22 protein-coding genes and 1 tRNA gene are annotated in these 17070 nt (G+C 66.5%); 9 read left to right on the top strand and 14 right to left on the bottom strand.

Going from position 1 to position 17070, the window contains the following annotated elements:
• Positions 1 to 31 precede the first annotated feature (31 nt).
• The 12 genes from ABZ459_RS10655 to ABZ459_RS10600 form a co-directional block, all read right to left on the bottom strand.
• Positions 32 to 571: a hypothetical protein gene (locus tag ABZ459_RS10655; RefSeq protein WP_357968478.1), complete on the bottom strand. Its 540-nt coding sequence runs from the start codon at positions 569 to 571 to the stop codon at positions 32 to 34.
• Complete coding sequence (locus ABZ459_RS10650) at positions 568 to 999, bottom strand: pilus assembly protein TadG-related protein (protein ID WP_357968475.1); 432 nt, start codon at positions 997 to 999, stop codon at positions 568 to 570. The genes ABZ459_RS10655 and ABZ459_RS10650 overlap by 4 nt, the downstream gene beginning before the upstream one ends.
• A gap of 3 nt (positions 1000 to 1002) precedes the next feature.
• Positions 1003 to 1422: a TadE/TadG family type IV pilus assembly protein gene (locus tag ABZ459_RS10645; protein ID WP_357968474.1), complete on the bottom strand. Its 420-nt coding sequence runs from the start codon at positions 1420 to 1422 to the stop codon at positions 1003 to 1005.
• Entirely contained in the window at positions 1419 to 1784 is a 366-nt protein-coding gene (locus tag ABZ459_RS10640) for a TadE family protein (protein ID WP_357968471.1), read from the bottom strand. Before ABZ459_RS10640 ends, ABZ459_RS10645 begins: the two co-directional genes overlap by 4 nt.
• Before the next feature lie 35 nt (positions 1785 to 1819).
• Positions 1820 to 2032 carry a hypothetical protein gene (locus tag ABZ459_RS10635; protein ID WP_357968468.1) on the bottom strand — a complete coding sequence of 71 codons (213 nt, stop codon included), beginning with the start codon at positions 2030 to 2032 and terminating at the stop codon, positions 1820 to 1822.
• A 12-nt stretch (positions 2033 to 2044) separates the two neighbouring features.
• Positions 2045 to 2815, bottom strand: coding sequence for a hypothetical protein (locus ABZ459_RS10630; RefSeq protein ID WP_357968466.1), 771 nt, complete (start codon positions 2813 to 2815; stop codon positions 2045 to 2047).
• Positions 2816 to 2902: 87 nt separating this feature from the next.
• Complete coding sequence (locus tag ABZ459_RS10625) at positions 2903 to 3766, bottom strand: type II secretion system F family protein (RefSeq protein WP_357968464.1); 864 nt, start codon at positions 3764 to 3766, stop codon at positions 2903 to 2905.
• Positions 3763 to 5139, bottom strand: coding sequence for an ATPase, T2SS/T4P/T4SS family (locus ABZ459_RS10620; protein ID WP_357968461.1), 1377 nt, complete (start codon positions 5137 to 5139; stop codon positions 3763 to 3765). Before ABZ459_RS10620 ends, ABZ459_RS10625 begins: the two co-directional genes overlap by 4 nt.
• Positions 5136 to 5894 (bottom strand): hypothetical protein, encoded by a 759-nt coding sequence (locus tag ABZ459_RS10615; RefSeq protein WP_357968459.1) that lies wholly within the window; start codon positions 5892 to 5894, stop codon positions 5136 to 5138. The genes ABZ459_RS10620 and ABZ459_RS10615 overlap by 4 nt, the downstream gene beginning before the upstream one ends.
• A complete protein-coding gene (locus ABZ459_RS10610) occupies positions 5894 to 6580 on the bottom strand; it encodes an SAF domain-containing protein (protein WP_357968456.1) in 687 nt (228 codons plus the stop codon). The genes ABZ459_RS10615 and ABZ459_RS10610 overlap by 1 nt, the downstream gene beginning before the upstream one ends.
• Positions 6581 to 7057, bottom strand: coding sequence for a hypothetical protein (locus tag ABZ459_RS10605; RefSeq protein ID WP_357968453.1), 477 nt, complete (start codon positions 7055 to 7057; stop codon positions 6581 to 6583).
• 1105 nt (positions 7058 to 8162) lie between these two features.
• Complete coding sequence (locus ABZ459_RS10600; protein WP_357968450.1) at positions 8163 to 8624, bottom strand: hypothetical protein; 462 nt, start codon at positions 8622 to 8624, stop codon at positions 8163 to 8165.
• Positions 8625 to 8637: 13 nt separating this feature from the next.
• Between ABZ459_RS10600 and ABZ459_RS10595 the strand changes: the two genes are divergently transcribed.
• From ABZ459_RS10595 to ABZ459_RS10575, 5 genes are all read left to right on the top strand, one after another.
• Positions 8638 to 8847: a hypothetical protein gene (locus tag ABZ459_RS10595; RefSeq protein WP_357968447.1), complete on the top strand. Its 210-nt coding sequence runs from the start codon at positions 8638 to 8640 to the stop codon at positions 8845 to 8847.
• Between the two features lie 1115 nt (positions 8848 to 9962).
• Positions 9963 to 11261: a hypothetical protein gene (locus ABZ459_RS10590; RefSeq protein ID WP_357968445.1), complete on the top strand. Its 1299-nt coding sequence runs from the start codon at positions 9963 to 9965 to the stop codon at positions 11259 to 11261.
• On the top strand, positions 11230 to 11766 hold the full coding sequence (locus ABZ459_RS10585; protein WP_357968444.1) for an NUDIX hydrolase: 537 nt from the start codon (positions 11230 to 11232) through the stop codon (positions 11764 to 11766). Before ABZ459_RS10590 ends, ABZ459_RS10585 begins: the two co-directional genes overlap by 32 nt.
• 694 nt (positions 11767 to 12460) lie before the next feature.
• A complete protein-coding gene (locus tag ABZ459_RS10580) occupies positions 12461 to 12718 on the top strand; it encodes a helix-turn-helix domain-containing protein (protein ID WP_357968441.1) in 258 nt (85 codons plus the stop codon).
• A complete protein-coding gene (locus ABZ459_RS10575; protein WP_357968438.1) occupies positions 12718 to 13926 on the top strand; it encodes a site-specific integrase in 1209 nt (402 codons plus the stop codon). The genes ABZ459_RS10580 and ABZ459_RS10575 overlap by 1 nt, the downstream gene beginning before the upstream one ends.
• Before the next feature lie 82 nt (positions 13927 to 14008).
• Here ABZ459_RS10575 and ABZ459_RS10570 read toward each other — a convergent pair.
• Positions 14009 to 14082, bottom strand: a tRNA-Pro gene (locus ABZ459_RS10570).
• Between the two features lie 119 nt (positions 14083 to 14201).
• On the opposite strand from ABZ459_RS10570, the gene ABZ459_RS10565 reads away from it, so the two are divergent.
• The 4 genes from ABZ459_RS10565 to ABZ459_RS10550 all read left to right on the top strand — a co-directional run bounded on the left by ABZ459_RS10565 (position 14202) and on the right by ABZ459_RS10550 (position 16512).
• A complete protein-coding gene (locus ABZ459_RS10565) occupies positions 14202 to 14600 on the top strand; it encodes a hypothetical protein (protein ID WP_357968435.1) in 399 nt (132 codons plus the stop codon).
• Between the two features lie 71 nt (positions 14601 to 14671).
• Complete coding sequence (locus ABZ459_RS10560; RefSeq protein ID WP_357968433.1) at positions 14672 to 15217, top strand: hypothetical protein; 546 nt, start codon at positions 14672 to 14674, stop codon at positions 15215 to 15217.
• A gap of 6 nt (positions 15218 to 15223) precedes the next feature.
• Positions 15224 to 16312 (top strand): hypothetical protein, encoded by a 1089-nt coding sequence (locus ABZ459_RS10555; RefSeq protein WP_357968430.1) that lies wholly within the window; start codon positions 15224 to 15226, stop codon positions 16310 to 16312.
• A gap of 5 nt (positions 16313 to 16317) precedes the next feature.
• Positions 16318 to 16512, top strand: a complete 195-nt coding sequence (locus ABZ459_RS10550; protein ID WP_357968531.1) for a hypothetical protein — start codon at positions 16318 to 16320, stop codon at positions 16510 to 16512.
• A gap of 125 nt (positions 16513 to 16637) precedes the next feature.
• Here ABZ459_RS10550 and ABZ459_RS10545 read toward each other — a convergent pair whose 3' ends face one another.
• Complete coding sequence (locus ABZ459_RS10545) at positions 16638 to 17051, bottom strand: ATP-binding protein (RefSeq protein ID WP_352330973.1); 414 nt, start codon at positions 17049 to 17051, stop codon at positions 16638 to 16640.
• Positions 17052 to 17070 lie beyond the last annotated feature (19 nt).

The following is a 17070-nucleotide window of genomic DNA, read 5'->3' as shown; positions in this document are numbered from 1 at the left end:
TGCTACTCGAAGGATCACGCGATGGCCGTCTTCATTTCACGGCCGCCACGCTTGTGACCAGGTCAAACTCGTACACCACTCCCGTGGACGCAACCTCCTTCACCCGGTAGATCCGCTCCTTCGGGGACGACTCCACATCCGGGGTGACGGCTTGCCTCAGTGGATGCGCGGTCGCCACGGCGATCACATCCGGTGGAGCTGCGGCACTGCTGACCCCTGGAGTGAGAACCGCCAGCGTCGCCGAGGCGACCAGGTACGCGACGACGCGTTGCATCCCTTGCAGACCAGCGAGCCGAGGTATGGCATGTCGGCCTCGCAGTCTGGCGCTGACCTCGACGAGGACGCTGAGCGTGAAGGCCGCCCATGCCGCCCATGCGACGACTTCCAGGCCCGCCACGAAGAGAGTTCCGTCGGCCGGGGCGCTCAGCACATCAGCGACTTCGCGCCAGCTCGGCAAGTGGTCAGGGATGGGGAATCCCGCGATCTCGTAGAACACGACGGGGAAGCCGACGACGCCTGAAAGCAGTACAGCGAAGGCGGCCACAGCACGCGGCAGGCGAAGCATCGTCATCGGCCGGGCCCCTCTACGCCTGCAACCAGGTTCGCATCGGCATGTGCCGTCATGGACACCGTGGTCATGCCCACCAGGGCGAGCAGCCAGGTCGCCCTGGTGACCTTGACAGTGACCCGAACAGAGGTGGGCCCGGAGATGACGACCTCACCCTGATGGCCGGTGCGGGACAGATGCTCTCGGGCCGCACGAAGAGCGGCACCGCGGTCGACAACCAGCTTCTCACCGCGATAGGCCGCGGCACGATCGATCTGTCCTGCCCCCGCTCGGGCGGCTTCCTCAGCGATGCCAACCGCCTCCCATCCGGCCCTCAACTTGTTTCCCAGATCGACGACCAGGCCGACGAACAGCATCAGGACCATGACGAGAATCAGGGCGTACGGCGTGATCGAGCCTCGCTCACCGTCCGGGGGCGTCCACCGTCGCATGGCTCACCTTCCCCTTGTTCTGTAGGGATCCAGCGGGCTGAGGGAGGTGGCGTGCCGCTCGATGCTGCCGGGTAGTCCTGGGAAGGCCACGTCCGCCAAGGGCACGGAGCAGGAGACCGATGCGGACACGTCAGCCGGAGTGCCCACCGGGCGGCTGAAACCTTTGGTGTCCACCGTCACCGCGACCGCCCTGCAGTGCACGTCATGGCCGGCTAGCGACTCCTGGGCGCTGGCCTTGGCCTCGCGGGCAGCGGCGGCGGCCGTTCGAGCGATTGACGCCTGACGCGCGGCATCCCGAGCAGCAGCTTCCACCGCGGCACCGGCGACGGTGATGCGGCCGACGGCCACGCCGAACAAGATGATCAGCATGATGACCGTGATGGCCAGGATGGCTTCGATGGTGACGCTGCCTCGTTCCTTCATGGTGTGCCTTCTGCCGGGCCGAAGCGTTCGACGGCTCCGGCCGCCTGCTCGGAGATGTCGATCGCCGGTAGAAACGGCACCAGGGACAGCGATCTGCCCGTCACAGTGACTCGAACCGTGTTGGAGTCACCCGTGCTCGCGGCGCTGATCGAGGTCAGGAGGCCGCTGGCGGTTCGTTCCGCGTACTGCCTGGCCACGCCGGCTCCGGAGGTGTGGGCAGCACCGTAGGCGCGGGCGGCCCGTACTCCTTGCTGGGCGGCGGCGAGCGCAACCGATTGGGCGAAGAACAGCAGGCATATCTGCATGCAGGCCATGACGGCGAGCATGAGGATGGGCAGGGCGATCACCGCCTCGGCGGTCACGCTGCCCCGATCAGCGCGGGACATCGGCTACCTGTCTAGAAGTCGATCGAGTTCGCCTTGTCGATGATCTTGGCGGTGACGATGCCCATGACGGTGACCGCGACCAGCACCAACGCCGCAATAATGATCATCGCCTCCGCGGACATCGCACCCTTCTCAGGTTCTCGGCGGGCATGCTGGAGACGGTCCTTGAGGAGGCTCGCCAGCGCGGTCCAGTACGCGGCCTGCGGCGGTAGGAGCTTGGGCATGGTCGCTCCCTTTCAGCTCATGATGCGGTAGATGGCGGGGAAACAGACGAGCACCAGGAAGCCGAAGACGGAAACGCCGATCGCGATCGGCATCTCGCTCGTGCGGCTGTTGGCTGCGGCTCGGGCGTCGGCCAAGGCGGCCGTACGCATGGATTGGGCCTTGGCCAGGAGGGTGGTCAGGACCCGGGTGCCTTCGGATCCGGCGTCCTCCGCGATGTCGGCCAGTTCGGTGAGTTGCGCGATGCCGACCCGGTCTCCGAGCGCTCCAAGTCCTCTCCAGGGCTGCTCACCTGCGCGTTTGGCGTGCTGGATCACTTGGGCGATCTGGCCGAACACCCATCCGCTGCAGATGTCGACAGGTGCCTGAAGCGCCTGAGGAGGGCCAGAGCCCGCGGCCCGCTCCAACGCGACCATGTCCAGGTACGTCGCGAGGGCGGCCCGAAACTCCTGGCGGCGTTCGCGGGCCTGGCGGCGCGTGCTGATGTCTGGGATGAGCACGAACAACAAGGCGAGCACCACGGCGGCACCTACAGGCACGGACCAGGGCAACGGAACGCCTGCGAGCGTGCACAGCAGATTGAGCGGCACCGGGAAGAGCAGACCGATCAGCAAGAAGACGACGCGTTGGACGGTGAAGCGCTCCACGCTGATGCCCAAGAGCGCCAAGTCGTCGCGCGGGATCGGCAGCCGGGACAGGCGCGTCCTGATCCAGTCTGCCCGCGCCGGGGCGGGCTGCCCGGCGAGCCGGGCAGCCCGCCCCGGCGAGCCGGGCGAGCGCGGCATCCAGTCTCGGAGGGCCGGGGAACAGCTCATTCAAGACGATCAGCAGCCCGAGGGCGAACAGTGCTCCGCCTGCCATGGCCAGTAGGTTCATCGCTTCGCTCCGGGACCGTTCAAGAACCGGTAGCCGGGAGCGGCGTGACCGAGCCGATGCAGCCATGCCAGTGTCACGGCGTAGAACAGCACCACGACGGCCAGCACCAGCTGGCCGAGCGGAGTACCGAACGGCGCGACGTAGCTCTTCTGGGCAACTGCGAGCGCGCCGAACCCAGCGAGGATGGCGATGATCCAGCGCGCTGTCGTGCGGTGCTCGGCCCGGGCCGCCTCCACCTCCCGACGATCGGAGACGTCCTTGGCCACCAGCTCGGCCAATTGCTGGAGCACGGCGCTGGCCCCCTTGCCGCGGCGACGGGCGACCAGGATGAGGGCGGCGGCGATCCTGTCGCCGACGGCGTCGTCCACCTCGTCCGCGAACAATCGCAACGCGTCCTCGGTCGACATGCGGGTGACGCGGAGCCTGCGCGCCAGCGCGGTCACCGGCGCGGCGATGGCAGGCGGGACGTTCCGGGTCGCGCTGTGTTCCAGCGCCTGTTCCAGAGCCCGACCAGCGATGAGCAGGTCAGCCAGCCTGCGGGTCCACTGCTCCAACGCCTCCAGCTTACGGATTCGGTCCGTAGCGGCCCGCCCGGTCATCACCTTGGGAAGTACGAACACCGCAGCCGTGGTGGCGACGGCGGCCACTGGCCAGCCGGTCAACACCCAGACCACAACGGCTGCCGCCAATGACACGGCGACCATCCGATGATGTGTATGGACTGCTTTACGGACCGCGATCCAGCGCGACGGAGGCCGGGCGGGCAGATCGGTGGCCGAGGTCCGCAGAGCCATCACTGTCCAGATGACGCCGCCAAGGATCATGGCACTGCCGAGTCCCGCCAAGAGGGCGTTGTTCACCGGATCTCCCATCGAGCAGCCATGGGATCGAGATATGCGGGGTCGAAGCCCACGGCCCTAAGCCTGGGCAGGCACTGCGGGGTGATGTCGGGCATGGCCCGGCCACCAGGTCCAGTGGGCCTGTAGAGGTGGTTGCGGCTCGGCATCTCGCTGTCGGCCGGCGGCAGCACCTCCAGGACCTCAGACACGAACCGTGTGTTGGTCACCGGGTCAAGACGCAGGTGCACGACCAGGTCGATGGTCTCGCCGGTGTTGAGGTGGATGACGGCGGGCGGTGTCTGAGCTCCGACACCGCGGGTCCACAGCATGACGATCCTGTTGAAGATCTCCTCGGTGCCGTCGGCATGGATGGTGCACATCGAGCCGGGATGTCCCGTGTTCATGGCCTCGAACATCGGAACGATCTCATCCGCCCGTACCTCACCGACGATGATCCGCTTGATGTTCTTACGCAGAGAGTGCGGAATCAGATCGTTCAGCCCGATGCCGCCGGCGCCTTCTGAATTGGGTTGCCGCGCCTGGAAGGCGATCACGTTCTGGTGGCGGTCCGTGAGGCGATCCAGGAACAGCTCGTAGTCCGACTCCAACGTCGCCAGCCGCTCCACCGGATCGATCACAGAGGCGAGCGCACGCAGCAACGTCGTCTTGCCCGCCGCGGTGCCACCGGTGATGACGATGTTCAGCCGCGCCAGTACGGCGGCTCGAAGGAACGCATACAGGCTGCGGCTGATCGTGCCGAGCTTGAGAAGGTCATCCAGGGTGACGTCCACCAGGCGGTGGCAGCGGATGCTGGCGCAGGGGCGGCGGGTGATCGCCATGGTGGCGCTGAGTCGTACGCCGACGCCGACGCCGTCATCGCCTTCCGCCGGTCGCAGCGCCACGTTGAGCAGCGGGCTGGCCGCGGAGAACTCGCGTGGGTTGTAGCTCTTGTGCAGCGCCCACATCTGGATCATCTTGACGAGGTCGTCGTCGCTGGCGGCGACTGCCGGCCCGCGCTCACATCGTCCGTCTCCAAAGGTGATCCACACCTGATCGCAGCCGTTGAGATCGATGCTCTCCACCCGCGGGTCCTTCAGATACGGAGTGAGCGCCCCCAGCTCGAACCGCTCATCGATCACCGCTTCCACCAGCTGACGCTGCATGGCGAAGCTCACTGGTTTTCCGGAGCCGACCTGGCCCTGGGCCCAACGCTGGACGTGCGTCTGGATGATCCGCCGGGCGTCGTCGCGATCCTCGCTGTCCCTCAGATCGTCGGCGACCGCGACCGATACGGCCAAGACCGCCTCTCGGAACGCCCCATCGTCGGACACCACCTCGGCCTGCGGAAGGACGATCGGATCCATCGTGGTCCGCGGCGGCCAGGAGTCGCTCATGGCGCCGTCACCTTCTTCTCCAGATGCGACCTCATCGCCGACCCCAACCGTGAAGCACCGCGCAACAAGCCGGACCTATGAAAGGACTTCCTGGCCGGCACGCCATCCGACAACACCATGGCCGCCCTCCAGTCGTCAGGGATCTGCGCGAGCACAGGCAGGTCGAAGAGCGCCTTGCTGACTTCCTGAGAGGTGTACGGCCCACCGCCGACGGTGCACAGCCCGACCGAGACATCCGTTCCTACCCGGCGCCCCAGCGCGTCGAGCCGCGGGCGGGCCTGCACCACATGCCGCAGTGTCGGCCGCACCAGCATCACCGCCACATCACAGGCCGCGATCAGGCTCATCGGCGTGTCGGACCGGCCGATCTGACCCACGTCGACGACCACATCGACCTTCTCCTGAGCGGCCATGAGGACTCCAGCAACGGTCTCCCAGGCACCTTCCAACTGCACGAGGTGGCGGGGATCACGCAGTCCGGGAAGCAGTAACCACTTCCTCGCGTCCTGATCAAGTGCGATGACGTGCTTCCACACGATGGCCGGGTCCGAGTGGTGAGCGGCGGCCAAGGCCAGCTCCAGCAGCCCGTACTCGTGCCCGTCCATGCTTCCGGCCAGGAAACCCTGCAAAACGCTGCCGCCCTGAGGGTCACACTCGGCCAGCAGCGCCCGCCCCTCCCAGACGTACGTCGTAGCCAGTGCCGTGGTGGTGACCCCGGGAGACCCGCCCGGACTCATCAGCGCGAACATCGCCATCAAGGCCTCCTCGGCGTCAAGGCCATGGCGATGTTCCCGTCTGATGCCAGCGCGGCGAGTCTGGGGCCCTCATGACTGGGCACAAGTACGTCCACCACCATCAGCCCGTCGTTGTCCGGCCCCTTGACCTGATCCACCACAGCCTCGACCCCTCCGGACGATGCCTTGACGTCATCAGGGACGGTCTGAGCATCCGAGGCGGGCACGACCAGAAGTCGATCACCGGGTTGTAGCCCTCTGGCTGGGAGCCGACTGGGCTTGACGGCGATCGGAATGAGCTGCTGATCAGCCAGGGGTGTGACCTGATCAGTCACCATCCGGGACTGGACGAGCACGCCCTTCATCAGGTCGACGGCCGCCCGCTTGCCGATCACCCGCTGTAGCTCATGACTGCCGACAGCGGCGACGGCCTGGTCGGCGCCCATCATGGCAGTCGAGATGTTCTGCGCGGTGAAGGGCTGCCCGAGCGCCACATCCTGGGTGACCACCAGCACCGGCTCACGATCGTTCAACCGCATGACCGTCTGGACGGTGAGGAATGCGCCGCCAGCGACCACCAGCGTCCCGAACACCAGCGAGCTACGCCGGCGCTGACGCGGCTGCGAGAGGAGCTTGGGAGCACGTGTCGGAGGCGGCTCACCTACGGACAGCTGTCCCGATGCATCGGAAGTCGTCTCGCGAGCCATTCAGGAACCCCTTCCAACCAGCGCCGGCGCCTCGCCGATGCGCAGCGGGAACGTCGTCGAGGTAGTGATGGGTGCCACCGGCCCGCCGGAGCCACCCGATCCAGCCCATCGAGCCGTCCAGACCACCGAGACCTTCACCTGGTACTGCGCCCCTGGTAACCCGGCGCTCGACTGCGTGAACACGTAGGTGCATCCAAGGTTCTGATCGTCGGGAGATTTCGCGTGGTCATAGGGCGCTCCCGGGCCCGAGCATGTGAGGACCTTCTGTCCCGCGCCGGGCTGAACGGTCAGCTTCGAGGGAGTGGCGGTCACCTCGGCCCATACGGGTCCTGCCGTGACCTTCTTGCTGATCGCATGCCACTGAGCGGGCTGCACCCAGAAGAACTGCCGCAGCCCTACGTAGCCGTTCTTTCCCCGGGGTGGCGCGGTGACGATCCCCGGCTGCGGCGGAGTGAGGAGACGTCGCGCCTCCTTCATGAGGTCTTCTGGCGAGACCCCAGGACCTGGCTGATCAGGAGCGACGGCGTTGAAGATGTTCCGTTTACTGTCAGGACCGCGCTCACACTCGATGTAGCTGATCGAGCCCCCGTCGATGCTGTGGCAGCCGCTGAAGGTGCCACCCGACGCTCTCCGGGCCCCTTGAGCGGTGCTACCAGGGCTCACCTGCCGCCCGTGTGAGCTGTACGTGACCCAGTTCCCGCCCAACCGGACGGCTCCGTTGTCGTCATGCGGCGGCCCATGCAATGCCGTAGCCAGGATCGCGCTCACCGCGACGGCGAGGTGCATGTCGTTCCCTTCATACTCAGGTCCGTCAGCCGCCACCGCCCGTCATGGGAACGTTCCATAACTGCCGTAACCGTCGTGGTGGTTTTGGCGTCCGCAGTCTCCGGAAGAAGCCGGTGAGTGCGGCGATCCGCCATGGCCGCACCCGACATATCCAGGCAGTCTGTGACCTCGGCGTATGCGCCACTCACCCGTACTTCCTTGATTCGAGGCACGGCCTGACCAAACGGCTCGCGCCCCTGGGCGACCATGTGTCGGACGCCGTCGACCAGATGGTCGAGATAGCCGCCCCTCGCGTACGGCTGCAGCAACTCGCGCGCTCTCTCAGGGGACGACCTCCCCGCCTCGGCGAGGACGGACCAGTATGCCGAGTACGTCTGCACGATCAGGTCGTGCGGACGGGTAGCCTGCTCTGTCGCCACAGCGGTCGGCGTCGTGGGCATCGATCTGCGTGGAGGCGGAGCCGAGGAAGGCGTCGCTTGGCATGCCCCTACGACCAACGGAACGAGCAAAAGAGTTGCGGCACGGGCGCGAGACCCCACGAGTATCGCCATTTCGACTCCAAGTGATTACATGATCCCAAACGGTGGCATATGGTTCGATAAATGCATCAATAAGACCGAGAACAGCGCGTCCTGAAAAGCGTTGCGCGAGGTGCCACCTAGACCGAACGGGCACTCACCGACCCGACGGCACGACGAAATGCGCGACACCAACTCGCCGGCCCCCAATGGCGCGAGCCGCCTTGATGGCGTCAAGGGAAGCGCCGCGAGGGAGCCACCCCGCCCCCTCGCGCCTTCTATCTCACATCGTCAGGCCTTGGCTTCACCCAAACCGGCGTCCCGCATCTCTCCCAGACCGCATGCCGCTTGGCGTCGAGATGTCCCCAGCAGAGCTTGAAAACCCACACATCACCAAGGACCGAACTGTCGGTCTCGCAGCCCCCCTGAGGGGCACGCACCTCGAACGGCCTTCGCGCGTCGATCTTGTTGTCGTTCATCCAGACCGCCTTGTAGACGCGGTCGTCGACCCTTCCGTCGCAGACCTTGACCGCGGATCGATCCGGTAGCACGATCACCCTGCCGTCGCCGTAGCTGGCCTGCCAGCCCTCAGTTGTGCCTGCGTGTGCCGTCGCTCCCGGCATCAGAGCACCCACCAGGATGCCTGCCGCCGTCCACACTCGTACTGCCACCCGTTCTCCCATCTCCCGGTTTCCGTCGACCAGAGAAGATAACTTTAAGTAATTGGTCAACTTCGTCAAGTGAGGGTTCGGTATGAAGCGCTCCTGGATGACCTCTATGAAGGCATTTCTGATCAGGCGAATTCAGGATGCTCGCATCGCTTCGAGCCGGGGGGCGTCAGCGGTGGAATGGGTGATCATCACCGCAATCATCGCAGGGGTGGCGCTTGGGCTGGCGGCCGTGATCAAGACTGCGGTGGAGAGCCGCCAGGCCGACATCGTGACCGAGCTCAACGCCAAGTAGACGCTCGCATCAGTCCATCACTTCCTGGGGCGCAGAGGCGGCACGGCTGAGAGTCGCCTCCTCGCCTCAGAGCGAACAGATGCGTCTGTTCGACGCCACGGCGCGTCCCCGCTGCGGAGTCTCTTGCGTCCCAGGCAGCCCATGGCCTGGGAACGGCGAACGCGACCAGACTCGTAGCGATCTCACACAGCCAACGCCTGATCTCTTACACAGATGCACATGTATGGCTCACCCGGTGAAGTCAGCGCGACGCATTCTCCACCGACGCCAGGCCGGACCAACGGCGCTCACGTCGTGCCAATCGCCGCCGTAAACACTCGGGGTCTCCTTCCTGTCCGCACCTGTCCGGCCTTGTCATCCTGCCTTTCCCCAGTGCACTTGCTCTGCTTGTCGGAATGACACACGCGTCCTCTCATCACTGCCTGTCCGCAGCCCCTGTGCAGCTGATTCGACTCTTCGCATATGCCCGACGCCGGGCCTGGAGCGATCAACAGCGCGCGCCGGACCATGTTCTTGTTCCAGAACGAGTCCGCCAGGACGGGCCATGACCAGCGCCCATCAGAAGATCGGTATGAAGGTGACCGTCGTGGACGTCCTGCACAGCCATAGCAGGGCGCGGGCGTACCGAGATCAGCTTCTCGGCCGTCAGGGCGTCATCGTGGCCGTCTTGAGAGAGGGGCTGCTTGCCCTCGTGAAGCTGGACAGCCATGCGGAGGACTGTCCGGGGGGTGTGCGCCGTTGGGCTCTGTGTTGGGACGACCTGGCCTTGGAAGAAGGCGAGGACCATGTCGAAGACGTGCTCGAAGCGGACTACAGGGCGGGATTCACCTGGAGCGGGCGCCACGCTGTCCAGCATGCCGCGCTTCCTGATACGGGGATCAGCTTGTGCGGACAACCCGTACGCCCGTTGCCGATCTGCGGGTGGTCCCTGACCTTCTCTCCCAGGTCATCCCATGCCTGTCCCCTCTGCGCGGACTTGACAGAAGTATCGCGCCCGAGACGCTTCTCGAGAGCTGCCCCCTCTGCAGAGGGTTGTCCAACCACCACCGAGTCCCGGCACCCCGTTCCTCATGTCCCACACAAACCGGACAACAACTGCAGCGAGGACTGCAACCTTGCCGCTGAACAGCGAAGATGAGACGCCCAGGGCCCACGCGAAGCACCGGGCGGACAAGGAGGCGGACATGGCCGACCACCCATTGTTCTGGCCGATCCGAATTCGGGCGGAACGTAAAGCCCGCAAATGGGACACCCATGCCATGGCCAGACAACTCCGAGAGGCGGCCGGCGAGGACCGACATGATCTGCCCGAGCACGGAGATCTCGTTCGTTCCATCCGCCGGTGGGAATCCGGCGCCATCGCCCTGATGAGTGAGCGCTATCGCCTGCTGTACTGCGCCGCATTCCAGTTGGACGAGGCGACTCTCTTCGCCGCGACCGCCGAACCCACCGCGCCGTGTCTGTCTCTGGAGGCCGACAATGACCTCGGAAAGATGCGCTCACTTCGGCAAGCTGACCGGCAGGTAGGCGGAGGCCATCTCTATGCCAGCGTTCTCGGCTACCTCCAGGCTGACATCGCGCCGCGTCTCTTCGGCGGATCCGATGGACCGCAGGCGTTCGTCGCCGCGGCGGCATTCACCGAGATGGCCGGCTGGATGGCCCATGATGCGGGCAAGGACAATATCGCCGACCGGCACTTCTGCCGCGCGCTCGACTTCGCCAAGACCAGTGGGGACCTGCAACTCGAAGCCCACATCATGGGCAGCATGAGCCACCTCGCGCGCCATCGCGGACAGGCTGAGGAAGCAATCCGGCTCGCCCAACTGGGAACGGCAAGGCTGGGCAGCCGTACGACAGCCCCGAGGATGCAGGCGCGTCTGCTGTCCATGGCCGCGCGCGCCCATGCGGTCATGGGCGAGTCCAATGCCTGCGCTCGGCTTCTGATCCGGGCCGAGGATGCACTGACCCATGAGCAAGCGACTAGTCACTCACCCTGGGCGGGACCGTTCGACGAGGGCACTCTGGCGCTGGACACGGCACGAGCGATGCTGTGCTTGGGCCAACTGGGCGAAGCACAACGGCAGGGAAGTCGAGCGCTGAAGCTTCGAGCGCGGGACCGAACACGCAGCCGAGCTCTCAGCCAACTTCTCCTGGCTCAGGTGATGCTCGCACAAGACCATGTCGACGAAGCCTGTGCACGGGCAAAGGAGGCGGTGGAGGACACTCGGTCATTGAGCTCGTTCGTCATCGCTCAGCAACTGGCCGATCTGCGCGGGCAGTTGCAAGTCCATAAGAAGCACGCCTCAGTGCCGGAGACACTCCGGAGCCTCGATAACGCCCTTCGCGAGCGTTACTGGTTGTTTCAGTGGGGAGACTCTCATCGTGGACCCGGACGCACCGCTGTACGAGCGTGATCCCAAAGCATGGAACGCCTACCTTGCTGAAGGCAACGCGCGCCAGGCGCGCAAGAGAGTTGGAGCGGATGTACTGATTCGCGACGCGCTCGGACGAATTCTCCTCGTGAATCCGTCCTATAAACCTGATTGGGATCTACCTGGCGGCATGGCCGAAGCCAACGAACCCCCCGCTGCCGCAGCGCAACGTGAGATCAAGGAGGAACTGGGCTTGGATTTGGAGATCGGCCGCCTCCTCGTGGTGGATTGGGTACCTCCACACGGACCTTGGGATGACTCCCTCATGTTCATCTTCGACGGAGGGGTATTGCCAAGCGATCGGGTCGGCGCCCTCCGCATCGTCGACCCCGAGCTGTCTGAATTTCGGTTCACCACGGCAGCCGAGGCAGCCGAACTACTGCGCCCGTACGTTTGGAACCGGGCACGTTCCGCCATCGCCGCGATCTCCGGCGCGCAAGCCATTTATTGTGAGGAAGGAGAAGGACGTTCTTGGTCAGGGAATTGAGCAGGCTCCCACCTTCTGTACGCACAACCCGCTCGCGCCAATACGGGTTTCAGAGAACGCGCTGTAAGCGGAGATTGTTCTGAGCCATTGTCCTGCCCCCTCGCTCTGCCCGGTCGGTAGGTGCGCGCACGTGGGACGCGACCGCGTCGATCGCAAGCATGATGGTCAGGATCCGCCGCCGCGGCAGCCCGTCGGCCTCACTCCCCCGACTTGGAGCAGGCACGACGACACGATGCCCTTGGCCGCGAGAACGACGCGACCGTCGACGCGCCGCCTCAGGCGCTGAGCACGGAAACGGTAACTGCGACCGCCAGGGGTCTGCTCGCCCGTGACGAGCACTGACATGCTCGTTAGATCCTCGGGTGTCACCAGCGGCCCGCGGCGACGGTCCCGACCCGGATCAAGCTGTCGTGGACGCCCCCCGGGGGACCCTTCCAGATGCTGGTCCACCGACCAGTCGCGCATCCGGGCGTTGAGCACGCTCACACCCTGCTGGGAAGTCCCCTCGGACTCGGACCAAGGCTGGCCGCAACCTAACCGACTAGTCACAAAGGGCCTGCTCAGGGCCTCCCGAATCAAGTTCAGGCCCCTAACCTGAAGATCCCCCGCACGCCGTCGGACAACGGATGAGACGGCCACACGACGGGGCGCGCGAAACACCTCGCGCCATCATTCCCCGAGGAGCAAAGGACCTGTGCCATCGAACGCTGACCTGCTACCAGTACCTGCCGAAGACCCGCACGACAACGACGCGCCACGCACCTGGCGCACGACCGAGGAAGTCGCAGCCATTCTCACCGTCGACCCGTCAACCCTCCGCCGCTGGCGCACGGCGAAGCCGCCCCAAGGACCTCCCTTCGTCCGGCTCACAACGCGCCTGACCCTCTACAACATGCACGACCTGCAGCAGTGGCTCGCCGACCACCGCATCGACCCTGGCGAGGTGGCCTGATGGCGTCCCGGCCTGAGCTGCCACCGGTCGGCATCACCCTCACCTCCGATGTGGAGGTGCGCGCGGGCAGCAACTCTTTCCGCGCTCGCGTGCGATGGTTCGATCCCGTCACCGGCAGTCGGCGTTCCAAGTCCGTAGCCCTTCCCACACAGGATGCGGCCGCGAACTGGATCGCGGAGATGGAGAGCGCCGCACGGGGCGGCATCGACCCGGGCATGGCAACCATGCCTCTCGCCGAGTACGGCGAACGCGTCATGCATCTGGCTGTACGCGGCCTGGAGCCGAAGACGCTGGCTCCCTACATGGCCGGATGGCGCAAGCGGGTGGTGCCCACCCTGGGGCACCTTCCCGTACGCATGATCACGAACGGGGCGGTCGACCGTGGCGTGCATGGCTGGATCGCCGACGAGTGCAGCCGCTCCACGGTCAAGAACAGCCTGGCCATCCTCGTACGCGTCATGGAGCAAGCCGTGCGCGACGGCATCATCGACCGCAACCCCGCCCGTGTGTCCGGCTGGCAACGCGAGTACAAGAGGGCCGAAGACGAACTGGACGACCCGCGCACGCTGGCGCTGCCGAACTGGGCGGCGCTGGAACGGCTCTCCCACGCGCTCGTAGCACGTTCGGCCGACCACTTCCTGGGCTGGGGACAGGTCGTCGTCTTCGCCGCCTGCACGGCCGCACGCATCGGTGAGGTCTCGGGAGTACGTGCGGGAGACATCGACACCCGCACGTGGACCTGGACGGTCCGCAGGCAGACCACGCCGAGCCCTGGTGGGCTGGCGGACAAGGGGACGAAGGGCAAGCGGGCCCGGCGAGTGCCGCTCATCGCCGAGGTCCGCGATCTGGTGCTCACGCGGTTGCAAGTCACCGGGAACGATCCAATGGCCCGCTTGTTCACGGGCCCCAGGGGCGGTCGCATCACGACGGCCGTGCTGCGTGATGCCACGCACTGGGACGAGGTGGTGGCCGCGCTCGGTTATGAGCACCTGCGCCGTCATGATCTTCGCCACACCGGCCTGACGTGGATGGCCGATGCCGGAGTGCCCGTGCACGTCCTTCGTAAGATCGCCGGTCACGGGTCCCTGACGACCACGCAGCGCTATCTCCACCCGGACGGCGCTTCCATCGCCGCCGCCGGTAACGCCCTCAGCGCCCACCTCTCAGGGGGCTGGTCCCAAACTGGTCCCAAACTGAGAGCGGTCTAGATCATCGATCAAGGTTGAGTGATCAACAGAAAAGGCCAGCCGACCTGGGCTTTCACCCAAATTGGCTGGCCTTTCGCAACCGTCGGGACGACAGGATTTGAACCTGCGACCCCTTGACCCCCAGTCAAGTGCGCTACCAAGCTGCGCTACGTCCCGGTTGTGTCGGCCGCCCCCTGCGGGGCGGGACGTCATAACCTTAGCGCACATCGGAGGTAGGCGCGTACACGGAAAGCGGGAGCGGAGGCGTGGTGGGGCGGAGGCCGAGCGTTGATCGGGTGGAGCTGGCGCGGCTGGTGGCCGGCGGGATGAGTGTGCAGGAGCTGGCCGCTCATTTCGGGGTGTCCGAGTCGGGGGTGCTCCAGGCCAAGCGGGCCGCCGGGCTGGCCAAGCCGATGCTCGACCACAGTGCCGCCGTACCGTGGAAGCTGGCGCGCGTGCACGCGCAGTCCGGGCCGGCGACGAACCTGCGGAACCTGTCGGCGGCGGCGCAGGGGAAGCCCCCGGCGGCGGAGCGGTTGAACACGGCGCTGCGGTGGGCTCAGCGGCTCGTGGACGCGGGGCTCGACGTCCGGTACGACGCGGCCGAAGGGTTCAGTGAGGTTCCGGCGTCACCTGCGGGCTCGCATGTCGCGACGGTGCTGGAGGCCGCCAGGAAAGGGCTTGCAGCTCACTGAGTACGCGAGTTTCGACGGCCTTGATCGTGGGCAGTCGCAGGTCTCATTACAGAGACCGGAGGCGAACATCAATGACCACCTTGATCTGGGTGGCCGTCGTCGTGGTCGCGGTGGTGGCGCTCGCCGCAGTGGGCTATGTCGTGCTACAGCAGCAACGCCGCAGCCGTCTCCGCGAACGTTTCGGCCCTGAGTACGAGCGTACGGTGGCCGAGAGTGACAACCGGCGTGAGGCCGAGCGGGAGCTCATCGCCCGCGAGCAGCGCCATTCCGAGCTCGACATCCGGCCGCTGCCGGAGGAGACGCGCGACGCGTACGCCAACCGTTGGACCGAGGTCCAGGAGCGTTTCGTCGACGCCCCCGGGTTCGCGGTGACCGAGGCGGACCAGCTCGTCACCTCGGTGATGGCGGACCGCGGCTACCCCACGGACGACTTCGAGCAGCGGGTGTCCGATCTGTCGGTCGGGCACGCAGCCACTCTCGACCACTACAGGACGGCCCACGAGATCAGCGGGCGGGCGGCCAGGAAGGAAGCCTCGACCGAGGAGCTCCGGCAGGCCATGGTTCATTACCGCGCGTTGTTCGAGGAATTGCTGCACGAGACCACGCGAGGGCGGTGAAGGTAGATGAGCAGCAGCAGAAGAAGTGAGGACGAGCTCAAGGTCCCGTCGCAGCGGTCGGACGAGGCCGGCAGGGACGACGAGCGCAGGGACGACGAGCGCAGGGATCTCGCCGACGGGACCGGCGACCGTTACGACGGGACCGCCACCGGACGGCACGACGGCGACGGCGGCTACCCGGCCGACACCGGTCACACCCCGGCGAGCCACGGCTACGACCCCACGGTCCCCGACCGGGGCCATGACGACGAGCCGCCCTACAAGGACCCCTACGCGAGCACCGGCGACCTGCCGACCGAGCCGCACCGCGACACCCCTCTGGGACACGGTGCCGACCACCGCTCCCCCGACCCCGACCCCGCTCACGCCGACGTCCCCGCCGGCGAGACGCCCGGACACGAGACCCCCAGGGACGTGCTGTCCGGAACCGGGGCACGCCACGACGACGGATCTGACGACGTTCTGGTGCACGGCGACCGGTCTGACGACGTGCTGGTCCACGGTGACCGGTCCGAGGACAAGCTGGTGCACGATGGCCGCCCCCAAGGCGAACTGGCCCACGACGGGCGAGCCCAGGACGACGTCCTGGTTCACGGTGAGCGGGACAACGACGACCTGGCGCGCGACGACCTGACCCCCGCTGCAACGGCCCGCGACGGGCTGACGACCGACGGCGGTCTCACCGACAGCCGTCACACCGGCAACGACCTCACCGAGGGCAAGGGCGAGGGCGAGGGCGGACGGCCGGTCGAAGGGGCTCCGGTCGATGACGTTCCCTCGCACGCGGCCCCTCGGGAAGTCACCCTGTTCGACCACGACCCCGCCGAGGTGCAGGCCCGCTGGCGCGACGTCCAGGCGTCCTTCGTGGACGACCCCGCCGAGGCGATGCAGCGTGCCGACGGCCTGGTCGGCGAGGTGGTGGAGTCGCTGACCAACTCCCTCACCAGCCGTACCGGCGCTCTGCGCGAACGCTGGAAGGACGTCGACTCCCCCGACACCGAGGACCTGCGTCAGGCGTTCCGCGACTACCGCAACGTCCTGGAGCAGTTGCTCGCGCTGTCCACGCACAATCTGACCCCTGAAACGAGGAGGTGATCGACATGCTCGCAATCGTCGCAGCGATCATCTTCGGGCTCGGCTTCCTGCTCGACCTCGTGGGCGTGAAGATCGGCGGGATCTCCGGCATGACGTTCGTCCTGCTGGGGCTGACCTTGCTGGCCCTGCATCAGGCAGGCGTCGGCACGGCGAGCATCCGCGGCGGATCCGGCAACTGGCGCGGCCGCAGCCGCCGCTGAGCGCCCCGTTCGGGCGGGCGGCCGACCGGCCCCCGCCCGAAACCCCCAAAGAACTACATAGAGCTAAATATCCAGAAAAAGCCGCCAGAGAGCTCACGACCGAGCTCGAACGATTAAAGCGCAGGTCACCCCTTGCCGGGGAACCTCATGATCACTGTGCTGCCCCCGCTCCCCACCCTCAACGTGAAATCAGAGGACAGCAGCCGCGCCACCCACAATCCCATCCCCCCCACCGCCCCCGGCAGCGGCCCCGGCTTCCAGAAGCCCTCGTCGTGCACCTCGACCACCAGGTCCCCGCTGATCACCCAGGTCCTCATGGCGGCCCGGTCGGCCCCGTGCGTGACCGCGTTGGTCGCCACCTCGTTGACCGCGATGACGAAGTCGCCGACCGCCTCCTCGGGCATCCCGACGGCGCGGGCCTCGTCCTCGGCGAACTGCCGGACCTCCGGCAGGTCCGGCAGGCGGAAGCGCAGTTCCTTCACGGGCACGCCGGGTGGCGGGCTCGTGTAGCCCGACTGAGGCTCGACGTCCTCGTTCACCCGGCGACTCGCCTTTCTC

The sequence above is a fragment of the Nonomuraea sp. NPDC005692 genome (assembly GCF_040631115.1).
Lineage (GTDB): Bacteria > Actinomycetota > Actinomycetes > Streptosporangiales > Streptosporangiaceae > Nonomuraea.
The sequence above is the reverse complement of the archived record's forward strand: the minus strand, read 5'-3'. Positions and strand labels throughout refer to the sequence as shown.

What these genes read in the sequence shown, in the direction of transcription:
- ABZ459_RS10575 (WP_357968438.1), top strand. Translation starts at nt 12,718, where the DNA reads ATGGCGTCCCGGCCTGAGCTGCCACCGGTCGGCATCACCCTCACCTCC.
- ABZ459_RS10615 (WP_357968459.1), bottom strand. Translation starts at nt 5,894, where the DNA reads ATGGCGATGTTCGCGCTGATGAGTCCGGGCGGGTCTCCCGGGGTCACC.
- ABZ459_RS10630 (WP_357968466.1), bottom strand. Translation starts at nt 2,815, where the DNA reads ATGCCGCGCTCGCCCGGCTCGCCGGGGCGGGCTGCCCGGCTCGCCGGG.
- ABZ459_RS10635 (WP_357968468.1), bottom strand. Translation starts at nt 2,032, where the DNA reads ATGCCCAAGCTCCTACCGCCGCAGGCCGCGTACTGGACCGCGCTGGCG.
- ABZ459_RS10655 (WP_357968478.1), bottom strand. Translation starts at nt 571, where the DNA reads ATGACGATGCTTCGCCTGCCGCGTGCTGTGGCCGCCTTCGCTGTACTG.
- ABZ459_RS10610 (WP_357968456.1), bottom strand. Translation starts at nt 6,580, where the DNA reads ATGGCTCGCGAGACGACTTCCGATGCATCGGGACAGCTGTCCGTAGGT.
- ABZ459_RS10555 (WP_357968430.1), top strand. Translation starts at nt 15,224, where the DNA reads ATGAGCAGCAGCAGAAGAAGTGAGGACGAGCTCAAGGTCCCGTCGCAG.
- ABZ459_RS10620 (WP_357968461.1), bottom strand. Translation starts at nt 5,139, where the DNA reads ATGAGCGACTCCTGGCCGCCGCGGACCACGATGGATCCGATCGTCCTT.
- ABZ459_RS10645 (WP_357968474.1), bottom strand. Translation starts at nt 1,422, where the DNA reads ATGAAGGAACGAGGCAGCGTCACCATCGAAGCCATCCTGGCCATCACG.
- ABZ459_RS10560 (WP_357968433.1), top strand. Translation starts at nt 14,672, where the DNA reads ATGACCACCTTGATCTGGGTGGCCGTCGTCGTGGTCGCGGTGGTGGCG.
- ABZ459_RS10605 (WP_357968453.1), bottom strand. Translation starts at nt 7,057, where the DNA reads ATGAAGGAGGCGCGACGTCTCCTCACTCCGCCGCAGCCGGGGATCGTC.
- ABZ459_RS10650 (WP_357968475.1), bottom strand. Translation starts at nt 999, where the DNA reads ATGCGACGGTGGACGCCCCCGGACGGTGAGCGAGGCTCGATCACGCCG.
- ABZ459_RS10595 (WP_357968447.1), top strand. Translation starts at nt 8,638, where the DNA reads ATGAAGCGCTCCTGGATGACCTCTATGAAGGCATTTCTGATCAGGCGA.
- ABZ459_RS10550 (WP_357968531.1), top strand. Translation starts at nt 16,318, where the DNA reads ATGCTCGCAATCGTCGCAGCGATCATCTTCGGGCTCGGCTTCCTGCTC.